At 38.2% G+C, this 12,658-nt stretch carries 12 protein-coding genes; 7 read left to right on the forward strand and 5 right to left on the reverse strand.

Annotation, left to right across the window (positions count from 1 at the left end; all coding sequences use genetic code 11):
• Positions 1–66: 66 nt before the first annotated feature.
• The gene (locus ACE1ET_RS09925) at positions 67–1,140 is read right to left on the reverse strand and encodes a glycosyltransferase (RefSeq protein WP_375728242.1); all 1,074 of its coding nucleotides are present in this window, start codon (positions 1,138–1,140) and stop codon (positions 67–69) included.
• A gap of 2 nt (positions 1,141–1,142) precedes the next feature.
• Positions 1,143–2,369: an alanine dehydrogenase gene (locus tag ACE1ET_RS09930; RefSeq protein ID WP_375728243.1), complete on the reverse strand. Its 1,227-nt coding sequence runs from the start codon at positions 2,367–2,369 to the stop codon at positions 1,143–1,145.
• Positions 2,370–2,498: 129 nt separating this feature from the next.
• On the opposite strand from ACE1ET_RS09930, the gene ACE1ET_RS09935 reads away from it, so the two are divergent.
• On the forward strand, positions 2,499–3,662 hold the full coding sequence (locus ACE1ET_RS09935) for a sigma-54-dependent transcriptional regulator (protein WP_375728244.1): 1,164 nt from the start codon (positions 2,499–2,501) through the stop codon (positions 3,660–3,662).
• Between the two features lie 76 nt (positions 3,663–3,738).
• Here the strand turns inward: ACE1ET_RS09935 and ACE1ET_RS09940 are convergent, their stop codons facing one another.
• The gene (locus ACE1ET_RS09940; RefSeq protein ID WP_375728245.1) at positions 3,739–4,977 is read right to left on the reverse strand and encodes a lytic transglycosylase domain-containing protein; all 1,239 of its coding nucleotides are present in this window, start codon (positions 4,975–4,977) and stop codon (positions 3,739–3,741) included.
• A 244-nt stretch (positions 4,978–5,221) separates the two neighbouring features.
• Between ACE1ET_RS09940 and ACE1ET_RS09945 the strand changes: the two genes are divergently transcribed.
• The 3 genes from ACE1ET_RS09945 to ACE1ET_RS09955 all read left to right on the forward strand — a co-directional run bounded on the left by ACE1ET_RS09945 (position 5,222) and on the right by ACE1ET_RS09955 (position 7,317).
• Positions 5,222–6,415, forward strand: coding sequence for a hypothetical protein (locus tag ACE1ET_RS09945; protein WP_375728246.1), 1,194 nt, complete (start codon positions 5,222–5,224; stop codon positions 6,413–6,415).
• Between the two features lie 140 nt (positions 6,416–6,555).
• On the forward strand, positions 6,556–6,942 hold the full coding sequence (locus ACE1ET_RS09950) for a response regulator (RefSeq protein WP_375728247.1): 387 nt from the start codon (positions 6,556–6,558) through the stop codon (positions 6,940–6,942).
• Between the two features lie 18 nt (positions 6,943–6,960).
• Entirely contained in the window at positions 6,961–7,317 is a 357-nt protein-coding gene (locus ACE1ET_RS09955) for a diacylglycerol kinase family protein (RefSeq protein ID WP_375728248.1), read from the forward strand.
• 51 nt (positions 7,318–7,368) lie between these two features.
• Here ACE1ET_RS09955 and ahcY read toward each other — a convergent pair whose 3' ends face one another.
• Positions 7,369–8,793 (reverse strand): adenosylhomocysteinase, encoded by a 1,425-nt coding sequence (gene ahcY, locus ACE1ET_RS09960; RefSeq protein ID WP_375728249.1) that lies wholly within the window; start codon positions 8,791–8,793, stop codon positions 7,369–7,371.
• 209 nt (positions 8,794–9,002) lie between these two features.
• Here ahcY and ACE1ET_RS09965 point away from each other — a divergent pair, with 209 nt between their 5' ends.
• Positions 9,003–9,545, forward strand: a complete 543-nt coding sequence (locus ACE1ET_RS09965; protein WP_375728250.1) for a carbonic anhydrase — start codon at positions 9,003–9,005, stop codon at positions 9,543–9,545.
• Between the two features lies 1 nt (position 9,546).
• On the opposite strand, the gene ACE1ET_RS09970 is transcribed toward ACE1ET_RS09965, so the two are convergent.
• Positions 9,547–10,476, reverse strand: a complete 930-nt coding sequence (locus ACE1ET_RS09970; protein ID WP_375728251.1) for a bifunctional riboflavin kinase/FAD synthetase — start codon at positions 10,474–10,476, stop codon at positions 9,547–9,549.
• A gap of 93 nt (positions 10,477–10,569) precedes the next feature.
• Between ACE1ET_RS09970 and ACE1ET_RS09975 the strand changes: the two genes are divergently transcribed.
• Together ACE1ET_RS09975 and ACE1ET_RS09980 are read left to right on the forward strand one after the other, a co-directional pair.
• The gene (locus ACE1ET_RS09975; protein WP_375728252.1) at positions 10,570–11,514 is read left to right on the forward strand and encodes a Ppx/GppA phosphatase family protein; all 945 of its coding nucleotides are present in this window, start codon (positions 10,570–10,572) and stop codon (positions 11,512–11,514) included.
• A 41-nt stretch (positions 11,515–11,555) separates the two neighbouring features.
• Positions 11,556–12,590, forward strand: a complete 1,035-nt coding sequence (locus ACE1ET_RS09980; protein ID WP_375728253.1) for a zinc-dependent alcohol dehydrogenase — start codon at positions 11,556–11,558, stop codon at positions 12,588–12,590.
• Positions 12,591–12,658 lie beyond the last annotated feature (68 nt).

A 12,658-nucleotide genomic window follows, 5' to 3' on the forward strand; every position in this document is an offset into this window, starting at 1 on the left:
ACAAATGTGTATATTTTAAAATAAATTTGAAAATTATTGAAGCTGCTAAAAAACTACTTTTGTGCATTACCATCTACTTTTATCCTGACGTCTCAGGATGCCTGTCAGGCTTATGATTATGCTATAAAATGGATAAATAACAGATAGTGGTATTGTCATCCATAGAAGAGAATACTCATCTTTTTTTAAAACCGGAATGGTGATAAGCAGGTCTGCGAAGAATTTAACAAGAACCAAATCGTAAAATATACCTACATGGTTAGAATCAATACAAGCCATAAAAGCAGTTATAACTACAGAAAGATTCATTAATAATACTGTTAGGCCGGTGATCAGGGTCATAAAATCGGAGTAACCTGTTGCTTTGCCGCTCCATCGCACTCTTTGGCGAAGGAGTTTCTTTAGCTGTTCTGTCCGGATTTCAACAACAGAGTTGTTGCGTTTGATTGTTTTTTTGTGTCTTTTGAAATAATGCAGTAAAAACATATCATCACCCGATGTATAGTTCATATTCAGAGCGTCATTTATATCTGTTACAGCACTTCTTCGAAAGGAAAGGTTCGCGGCACTGCACATAACCGGTAGCTTCAAAGCCGCCATTCCATTGGTGATGGAGGAAATTGATTTGTATTCAAGAACTTGTAGCAGATACCAGAAGGATCTTTTTGACGGATTCATTTTTACAGATCCTATCAGCATATCTGCGTCTGCATTATATTGTTCAGAATGCGATGTAAGCCAGTTTTCAGGAACAGTGGTGTCGGCATCTGACATTAATATAATTTCATTGATTGAAGCCTTGAATGCGGTAATCAACGCATCTTTTTTACCTGATCCCGGATTTTGAATGAGATGTATATTGGGATGATGTTTTCTGAACCGTTCTATTATTTCTTCACCTTCATCACTGGAGTGATCGTTTATAAGGTAGATTTCATAATTGCTGGCAGGAAAGGTTTGGTTCGTTAGTGAAGTAAGTAATGCTGAAAGATTTTGTGCTTCGTTCTTAAACGGGATAAGCACATCAAATTTAATATTGACAGTCTGGTCATGTTTTGGATCATTGCTTAAAAGTAATCCTGAAAAAACAGAGACAGCAAAAATTAAATATAATCCTGAAATAATCCCGAAAAGTATCATTTCTAAAATGCAGCCAGGAGTAAGCCAATATCTTTAGATGGTATATTATACAATTGTCCGATGTAATGATTTGTCAGAATGCCCTGATAGATATAAACACCGTTGCAGAATCCGTTATCGGATTTTATGTGTTCCATGATGCCGCCGCGTTCTCCCATCTCCAGCAGTATGGGTGTAATTATATTACTGAAAGCAATGGATGCAGTACGCGGAACCAGGACAGACATAACCGGTAGACAGATATGTTTGACGCCATGGTCTTCGAACATTGGGTTCTTTAGCGTTGTACATTTTGACGTTTCAAAACAGCCACCCTGATCCACACTCAGATCCACGATAACAGTACCCGGTTTCATAAGGCGGATGAGTTCTTCAGTGACCATAAAACGTCTGGACCCATATAAAAAACGTAATGTTCCGATGACCACATCTGCAGATTTCAGGGATTTGGATAATACGCTCGGATGCAGGTTAGAGGTAAAGACCCGTTGTCCCAGATTGTGTTCAAGTTCACGTAGTTTAGCAATTGAATAATCAAAAACTTTCACTACTGCTCCCATGCCCAAAGCTGTTTTAGCTGCAAAAGTCCCTGCAGTACCGGCCCCGAGAATTACTACTTCGGTCGGAGAAATTCCTGTTACACCACCTAAAAGCACGCCTTTGCCTCCGTGAATAGTGCTCAAATGCTGGGAGGCCAGAGTTATGGACAAATTTCCCTCAATTTCACTTAAAGAACGCACAATGGGAAAGGCTCCGTTTTCATCCATAAGTAAATCAAGTGCAATGGCAGTGAGCTTCTTATCCATGATCTTTTTCACCATGGTTATGTCCATTCCCAACAAATTGAGGGTGGAGAAGAGTATCCCTCGTTCTTTCATCATGCCTATCTCTTCCTCTGTTGGCAACGTAACTTTTATTACAATATCCTTTGTGAATACTTCACTTCGGTTTTCCGTTATAAAAGCACCAACTTCACTGAAGTCTGTATCCTTAAAATTAGCAGCGTTTCCCGCACCGGATTCAATGTATACTTCGTGTCCGTTATCAACCAACAAGCCTATTCCCTGCGGTGTGAGTGGAATTCGCGTTTCAACGTTATGATTTTCTTTTGGGATCCCGATGGAAAAACGTTTGTTATTCTTTTTTATGTCAAGAAGTTGTTCCTGAGGATATAAGGCTTCCCTTCCAATTCCGTAAAAATTTTTTGGTGGTAAATTACTCTCTGTCATTTCACTTAAGCTTATCCCGGTTATGTCTTCAAATTTAAAAAAAACAATGTAATAAACCGTATAAATCCAAAACTAGGTTTAATAAGGGTATTATACAATATTTGGTTATTTTTGTTTAAAACTAATTTTATGGCAAGTATTTTAGTAATAGATGATGAAAGAAGCATCAGGAATTCGTTGAAAGATATTATTGAATATGAAAATCATTCTGTTGATGTAGCGGAAAACGGGACAGAGGGTTTAAAACTGGTTCAGTCCAATGCTTATGATGTTATATTTTGTGATATAAAAATGCCTGAAATAGATGGTATGGAGGTGTTGGAAAAGATTAAAGCGTTGAATGAAGAACAGCCGGTGGTAATGATTTCGGGTCATGGTGATATTGATACGGCAGTTGAAGCAATTAAAAAAGGGGCCTTTGATTTTATACAAAAGCCTATCGATCTGAACCGTTTACTGGTAACCATAAAAAATGCTCTGGAAAGAAATACCCTTGTTACGGAAACCAAAGCATTAAAAAAGAAACTTTCCGGTTCTATGAAAATGGTCGGTGAATCGGAGGAAATCAACCGGATCAGGGATATGATTAAGCGTGTGGCACCATCGGATGCCCGGGTATTGATTACCGGCGAAAATGGTACCGGTAAAGAGATTGTTGCCAGGTTATTGCACGAGAATAGTCTGCGAAATAAAGAACCTTTTGTTGAAGTGAACTGTGCAGCTATTCCTTCTGAATTGATAGAAAGTGAATTATTCGGGCACGAGAAGGGTGCGTTTACCTCGGCCATTAAGCAACGGAAAGGTAAATTTGAACAGGCTGACGGAGGAACGATTTTTCTGGATGAGATAGGTGATATGAGTGCATCGGCTCAGGCCAAGGTACTTAGGGCATTACAGGAAAATGTTATAACACGTGTGGGAAGTGATAAAAATATAAAAGTTAATGTACGGGTAGTAGCAGCAACAAATAAGAACCTAAAGGATGAGATTGTAAAGGGGAACTTCAGGGAGGACCTTTACCACAGGTTAAGTGTTATTATTATTCATGTGCCTGCTTTAAAGGAACGGGCGGAGGATGTTCCATTGCTGGTTGAGCATTTTAATCATTTACTTTCGCAGGAACTGGGTATTCCCTCAAAAAAGTTCAGTGAAAATGCAATCATGGAATTGCAAAATCTGCCATGGACCGGAAATATTAGAGAATTGCGGAATGTTGTTGAACGGGTTCTTATATTATGTGATACTGAGATTACAGATAAGGATATCAGAACATATGCAATGCCGCTTGAGTAACAGCAAATTTTATTAAAAAATACAAAGGGTTGCCGAATGTTTCCGGCAGCCCTTTATTATATTTAAGATTCATCAATTAGTGGTTGTCTACCAATAATACGGGTTCTTTTTCTGTCCTTTTAAGTTTGGGAACATTTTTATTTACCTTTTCATTCTCTTTGTATATAACAAGAGCCTGTCCGGCTTTTAGGTTTTTGTCAGCCATGTTGTTCCACTTCATGATATCATATAATGTACAACTGCTGTTCATTGCAATTTGGTGAAAGTATTCTCCCCGCTGCACAAAATGTATCGTTTTATATTTCCCTTCTATTCTACCAGCTTCAGCTCTGATGTCATTATAATCTTTTGCTTCAAGCTTATAGGCATAGATTTTCTCCTCGTTCATGATAAACTGTTTTATCGCATATTTGGGAAGATTAATTTTTACCGCATTGTCGTAAACGGGTACGTAATCCTGTTTGTATACCGGATTCAACATACGAATATCACTTTCATTAACTCCGATGACTTTTGAAATTTGTTTGTACCAGATTGATTGTTTCACACTGACAGACTCAACTTCATCGTATTTATAGTCAAATTTAGATGATTTGATTCCATGTGTGTCATGAAATGAAGTGATATAGCAGGCGGCCACAAATTTTGGATAATAATCCCTTGCCTCTGCTGATAAATATTGTCTTATTTCCCAGTAGTTTGTACTCCCACCAGCTTTTTCAATCGCTTTTTCAATCATACCCGGACCGCAATTGTATGCCGTTATTGCTAGTTGCCAGTCGTTGAAAATTCTGTAAAGATACGATAGGAATTCACAGGCGGCTTCTGTCGATTTTTCAGGATCTCTTCTTTCATCTACGTATGAATCAATATTGAGATGAAACATTCTGCTGGTATGAAATAGAAATTGCCATAACCCGGTAGCACCGGATTTGGATACTGCAAACGGATTTAGCGCAGATTCAACAACTGTCAGATTTTTTAATTCCAGTGGTAGATTATGTTTAGCAAGTATATCATCAAAAATAGGATAATAATATTCACTTCTTCCTGCAATAACTGATAACATTTCAGGGTTGTCTATTATATAGAAATCTATATATTTTTTTACATCCGTATTATAATCCAGTTTTATAGGAGTTCTTTTATCCAGATATTCAATATTAGCGGGATATATATGATCCCTGTTTTTTTCTAGCAGGACCATTGCATTTACAGGATTATTGACCTCTGTGCTACCACTGCCAAGTATGTCAATTCCTGGTTGAATAACCATGAAGAAACTTAAAAATATAAGTATACTATATATTCTCATAAATAAAAAATGTAGATTAATTCATCCAGTAGGTCGATACAATATTACAATGACGAATTGATATGAGCAAAAAATAAGAGGTTTTTTTTAGTCGTAACTGTCAGTTAATCAAAAAGTTAATTAAATGTTTAGTTTGTAATATGCTAGTATTTATTTATTATTATGAATTTGAAAACTTAACTTTTACTTGATACATGTAAGTGAGTTTGATTGTATATTTGAAATGTATCATTATTATTGAAATATGAAAATTATTCATGCGTTTAAAATATATGTAATTTGGATTTTTTATTTTGTGATTCTCTTTTTTATAAGGGGTTTTGAGGCGTATGCACAGGATGGGGATCAGAATATGCTTGAGGTTTTTGGACAGCTGACAAGTGACCTTGGAACGTTAAATAATGCCGAAATAAAAATTAAGGAAGATGACTTTGAGTGGCTTAATGTTAAGTTTAGTAAACGTAGTGGTGAGTTTAATTTAGCATTGCCGGTTGGTCATACCTTTTTGTTTAGCTTTACTCAGGAGGGAACTATTGCAAAACAGATCTCATTTTCTACCAAAACACCAAAGGAATATGAGAAGGTTGAATTTGATCCTTTCTTCTTTATGGTTCATTTAGAGGATTATACAGATACACCGGAACTGGATACCTTGTTTTATAAGGAACCCGTTGGGAAAATATTCTTTTCGGAAGAGTTTATAAAATTTGATTACGACCGGGACTATAATCTGTATGTTAAAAATAAAATTGCACAGGTAAAAGAGGAGGTGCAACTCAAACAGCAATTAATTGCACAGCGGGAAGAACAGAGAAGGTTAGATTCCATAGCAAACGCAAATATGCTGGCTCAGATGACGACACTTAAAGATACGCTTATTCTGGATGAGAATTCAGCCACGGGACTACCGTTAGATACAATAACAGTTGCAGTTGTGGATTTGAAACCAGACTCAGTTTTAAATATACATGAAAGGGAAGGAATTGTTGCTGTTACAGAGGATTCTGTTTTAACAGCTTATGTAGATGAACCGCAAGAAATTCCTGTTGAAGCTACATTGGAGCAACCTGTTACAGAGATCGAACCGGAGGAAAAGGAACAAAACGTTGAACCTTTAAAAGAAATAGTAGAAGAACAGCCTATCGCTGAAACAAAAAAAGAAGAGTTGAATGAACCAATGAACCCGGTTCAACCCAGGGCAGAGAAAAAGCCTGAGCCGGTTCCTGTGGCAATGGGGAAATCCAATGGCAATGAGTATGAATTTCATGAATATAAAAATATGCAGGTGACGAAGATATATGTAACGCGTTCGAAAAAGACGATTATATATTCAATGTACCAGTATAACAACGGTAATACGAGATATTATAAGCAGCAGCCTTTTACAAACGATTCAATACCGATAAACAGAGACGTTTTTACACGTTCAATAAGATAGAAAGAAGTATTTAAAAGTTTGTAATTTGAATATTATTCATAAATTTACAAAGTGTAGGTTATACAAAATGTTTGTTGATGTCTTTGTGATCTGTTGCTAATAGTATTTAAAGATGAAGTTGTTTGCACAAAATCTATTATATGGGAGTTACAGAATCAAAATACGAAGGTAAGCTTATGTATGTTGCCGAGGATGATGAATATTCATTTATTCTCATCAAGGAATTTCTTTCGGGTACAGGTTTTATTATTCAACATGCTGGTAATGGCGATATCCTGGTTGATATGGTAAAGAAAAAGGTGCCTGACATTATTTTACTTGACATTAATATGCCTCAGAAAAACGGATTAAACGCACTGAAAGAAATTCGTAATATGGGAGTTAAGATTCCTGTTATAGCAGAAACTGCATATGCGATGCCCGATGAACGTCAGCTAATTTTAGATTCAGGTTGTGATGAATATATTTCAAAACCGATCTACAAATCACAAATGATGAATCTGATTGATAAGGTGCTACAAAAATAAACACAGCTTATGCTTTTAATGAAGATTCTACAAAGTTTCAGATATGCGTTTAGTGGGATCTTTTACCTTTTTAAAAATGAACGCAACGCAATAACCGAGTTTATAATTTTTATTCTGGTCATCATTCTTGGAATATATTTTGGTGTCAACCGGTTTGAATGGCTTATTATTCTGTTGTTTGCATCGCTGGTATTTGGACTGGAAGCCGTTAATACGGCAGTAGAAGGCTTATCTGACTTTGTTTCTCCGGACCATGATAAACGAATTAAACGGATAAAAGATGTGACAGCAGGCGCAGTTCTTATGGCTGCAATATTTTCGGTGATTGCCGGAGTTATTATTTTCCTTCCTTATATTCTGGAATCACTTCAATAATAAACAGGCTGCCATTTCTGACAGCCTGCTACTTATAATAATTATTATTTATTAATATCTGTAATGATCCGGTTTATAAGGACCCTCTACCGGAACACCAAGGTAATCAGCCTGCTCTTTTGAGAGTTTAGACAGTTTTACGCCGATTTTTTCAAGGTGCAAACGTGCCACTTCTTCATCAAGGTGTTTTGGTAAGCGATATACATCAACCTCGTAGTTATCTTTGTTGACCCAAAGGTCAATTTGAGCAAGGGTCTGGTTTGTAAATGAGTTACTCATTACAAACGATGGGTGACCGGTCGCACAGCCAAGGTTTACCAGACGTCCTTCTGCTAAAAGGAAAATAGAGTGTCCGTCAGGATATTTATATTCGTCAACCTGTGGTTTGATGTTGATTTTCTCAATACCATTCCATGCTTCCAGTTCAGCAACCTGAATTTCGTTGTCAAAGTGGCCAATGTTACACACAATTGCCTGATTTTTCATGGCGGCCATATGTTCAGCAGTAATGATATCTTTGTTACCGGTAGTGGTCACAAACACGTTACCTTCTTTAATTGCTTCTTCCATGGTGGTTACCTCGAAACCTTCCATTGCGGCCTGAAGTGCACAAATCGGGTCGATTTCGGTTACAATTACACGTGAACCATATGTTCTCATTGAGTGTGCACATCCCTTACCCACATCACCATAACCTGCAACAACTACCACTTTTCCTGCCAGCATAACGTCGGTTGCACGTTTTATACCATCAGCCAGTGATTCACGGCAACCATAAAGATTGTCGAATTTAGATTTAGTGACCGAGTCATTAACATTAATAGCCGGAACCAGGAGCTTACCCTGTTCCTTCATCTGGTACAGCCTGTGAACGCCCGTGGTAGTTTCTTCAGATACACCTCGCCATTCTGCAACTGCCCTGTGCCACTTTTGTGAATCCTCAGCCAGAGTTTCCTTAAGTAAATTCAGGATAACCTGTTCTTCCTTGCTTTTTACATTTGCATTTAGAACCGATGCATCTTTTTCTGCTTCATATCCTTTGTGAATCAGTAATGTGGCATCGCCGCCATCATCCACAATTAACTGCGGACCTTTTCCATCTGGAAAAGAAAGCGCCATCTTAGTACACCACCAGTATTCTTCCAATGTTTCACCTTTCCAGGCAAAAACGGGAATGCCTGCTTCTGCAATTGCTGCAGCAGCATGATCCTGAGTTGAAAAAATGTTACAGCTCGCCCAGCGAACATCTGCTCCAAGTGATGTAAGTGTTTCAATTAATACAGCAGTTTGTATCGTCATATGGAGTGACCCCATAATACGTACACCCTTTAAAGGTTGTGTGGCTGCATATTTTTTTCTGATCGACATTAAACCGGGCATTTCCTGCTCAGCAATCTCTATCTCTTTTCTACCAAATTCAGCTAAAGTAATGTCCTTAACTTTGTAAGGTACTGTTTCGGTTAATGTTTCTGACATAGTAATGTTTCTTGATTTTAATTCAGCATGCAAATATAGCGGATTTAAACCCAACTGTCAAGCGGCAAAATAAAACAAGCGTTATATTGTGTTAAACGTTTGAGATGTAGCAGAAAAACATTACGGGAAGGGCATTCGAAGTATGATAAGCAACAACAAAATAAACATTTAGGATTGACCGCTGTTATAAAAACGACCAAATAATTATTATGGACAGACTAGTAAAAATTAAATCCAGGGAAGACATTTTTTCGGAATATCTTGATACTCCAATAGGTGACCTTATTGAATATCAGAATCTGGGTAAAAAGCATGAAAGTTTTGATTCGGCACAACTTCTCGTAGGAATGTGTATGGACAACCGGAAACACCTGAAGATTCCGGAAAATTTTGCTTACATCATTCGTTCAGGTGGAGCTAATTTAAGATACAGCGAGTTTAAGGTTTCTTACGCCATTGCGGTTGGTGGTGTAAACCATATCGCTTTAATTGGCCATAACAATTGCGGAATGGTAAATCTTGCAGCAAGAAAGGAGTTGTTTATTGAAGGGTTGGTTGACCGTGCCGGCTGGGAGAGAGAGGTTGCTGTGGATCACTTTAATAATTTTGCACCTCTTTTTGAAATTGTGAATGAGGTTGATTTTGTGTTGAGCGAAGCCAGACGTTTAAGGATGAAATATCCAAATATTATGATTGCTCCAATGCTTTATCTTGTTGAGGATAATAATTTGTATCTGATTAAAGAGCAATAGATTATTTTGAAAGCTGAACCAGTGCTTTTTTCTCATCCTCGTGGAGCTGCCTGATCAGTGCATTAAGATTTTCGAATGCCATCTCATGTCTCAAATGTCCAACCAGGTGTAATCTGATTTTTGCACCGTAGATATCTTTATCAAAATTAAGGATATTTGCTTCGATGGTAACATCTTCCTTATTTTTATTCAGGGTAGGACGATAACCAATATTCAACATTGCCGGATATTTTAATCCTTCAAGTTCTGTCCAGCAGGAATAGACGCCCTGAGCAGGGATAAGTTTCAACGGGTCATCAAGCTGAATGTTGGCTGTTGGATAGCCCAGTTTCCGTCCAATCTGAACACCTTTCACAACCGTTCCGCTTAGCATGTATTCATAGCCCAGCATACGATTGGCATGTTTAATTTCACCCTCTCTCAGATGATCCCTGATCAAAGAAGAAGAAACCACTTTATTTTCCTCAAAATGTGCCTGCACCTTCTCTATGCCAACTCCGTGAGTTTCACATATGGTCTTGTAGCTTTCAAAACCCTTCTCACGATCTTTACCAAAACGATGATCATAGCCAATGATAAAATGAGCCATATTCAGTTTATGGATCAGATAATGGTTAAGAAATTCAGTGGCAGATTGTTTGGCAAATTCTTTGGTAAATTCCAATACAATTACAGCATCAATACCGGATTCTTCAAAACGCCTGATCCGTTCATCATAAGATGTCAGCAGTTCAATGCCTGGTTCTTTTTGTAAAACGATGCGTGGATGAGGTTTATAAGTTACAATTACAGACGGACGCTCCATCTCTTTTGCTCTGATGATGGTTCTGCTGAGCAAAATCTGATGCCCTGTGTGAACCCCATCGAACATCCCGGACGTAACAACGGGTTCCTTAAGACTTGTATTTTCTACACTGTAAAATAGCTTCACGATCAGAATTTGATTCAAATATACATGATTTTTTTCTGTTGTAAAACCTCATTTTGGTAACGAAACGTCTATTTTTGTGGAAACGAATTAATTATGATCAAAGCTATAATCGATATAGGATCCAATACCATTAACCTTTTAATTGCGGAATTTGTGGGTGGCAGGTTTAAAGTATTAGAGGACCGCAAGATTCATGCAAAACTGGCGAGGGGAGGAATTAATGATAATACCATAGCTCCGGATGCATTTACCAGGGGGGTAAATGCTCTTTCGGAACACCGGAAACTTTGTGAATCTTATGGTTTGGTGGATGATGATATTGTTACCTATGCAACAGCTTCCGTACGGGCTGCTTCTAATGGAGGGGATTTTGCGGCAGAAGCACTGAAGCAGTTTGGTTTATCGGTTCATACCATTGATGGTGAAACTGAAGCGCTTTTAATTCATGCAGGTATAAAAAGCGGATTTCCACTGGCCGATGATAAAGTGGTGATTATGGATATTGGTGGAGGCAGTGTGGAGTTTATTATAACGGACAGGTCCAAAATTTACTGGAAGCAAAGTTTTTATGTGGGTGTTACCAAATTACTGGATCGCTTTAAACCATCGGATCCACCATTAAAAGCAGAACTGGAAAAGGTAAGAGAATTTGCGCAGAAGGAATTACATGATTTATTTGTTGCCTTAAAACAATTTAATCCTGTAAGTATGGTCGGTTCATCAGGTTCATTCGATACCATTAGGGCCATGATAGAAACAGGGTCTTTTACTACTTTGGGTAAATCGGTTGATCCGGATGTAAAGACGTGGTTTAAAATTGAAAGCCCGGTTTTGCAAAAAATGGCTGATGAGTTGTCGGTAATGACAACTGAACAACGTAAACAGGTGCCCGGAATGGACGAAATGCGGGCCGAATATTTTCCGTTGGCTTTTGTTCTGATCCAAATCGTTCTTGAACAATTACCGGAGGCATCCATTTATCAATGTAGTTACGCCCTGAAAGAAGGCGCGTTTTTTTATCATTTTGATTCCAAGTAAAATCTTGTGTCTTACGTCTTATGTCTTAAATCTAAAGAAGAATGAAAGCAGTAGCACTTACCAATATAAAAACGCTTGAAGTGGTTGATATCCCTGACGTGAATGAACCGGGAAAGGGTGAGGTCCTTATAAAAGTTAAATCGGTTGGCGTTTGCGGATCGGATATGCATTATTACCGTACCGGTAGAATAGGTTCACAGGTTGTAGCCTATCCATTCGTTTTGGGGCACGAGTTTGCCGGGGAAATTGTAAAAGTGGGCGAGGGAGTTAAAAATGTAAAACCCGGCTCCAGAGTAGCGGTTGATCCGGCTATGTCGTGTGGTAAGTGTGATCAGTGCAGAGCCGGAAGAGAACATACCTGCCGTAACCTGACTTTCCTTGGGAATCCAGGACAATCGGACGGATGTATGAAGGAATATATTGTTATGCCTGCCAATACCTGTTTTGAATTACCAGAAAAGTTATCATTTGATGATGGCATGTTATGCGAACCGTTTTCAATAGGTATTTATGCGGTTAAGAGTTTTGGAAATGTTTCAGGTCTGGATATTGGTATTTTAGGTTTTGGCCCTATAGGTATGAGTGTTTTGAGTGCATTGAAACCGAACAATCCTTCATCCGTCATTGTATCTGAAAAACTGGACTATCGTCTGTATACTGCAGAAACTTTTGGTGCTGACTATGCCATTAATCCATTAAAGGAAAATCTTGTAGAAAAAGCAAATGCATTGTACGAAAACCAACTTGACGTAGTATTTGAATGTTGCGGACAACAGGATGCGGTAGCACAGGCTATTGAAATGCTGAAACCCGGAGGAACACTTATGATTGTTGGAATTCCCGAATTTGATGCGTGGCACCTCCCGGTGGATCAGTTGCGCCGTAAAGAAATTACCATTAAAAATGTACGCCGGCAGAACCATTGTATGCAGGATGCCATAGATATGCTGGCAGGCGTATCATCAGATTTGAAACAAATGATTACCCACCGGGTGGATTATACTAAATCGCAGGACGTTTATGATCTGGTGGAGGCCTACAAAGACAATGTGATGAAAGCTGTGGTGACTTTCTGAAGGAATTGATTTCGTTTTGATGTCCTGTAAGATTTGTATTGATTGATAATCCTTAGACAGGGATTTCG

Source organism: Quyinboa mangrovi (assembly GCF_042219825.1).
Taxonomy (GTDB): domain Bacteria; phylum Bacteroidota; class Bacteroidia; order Bacteroidales; family UBA5342; genus JBHJHP01.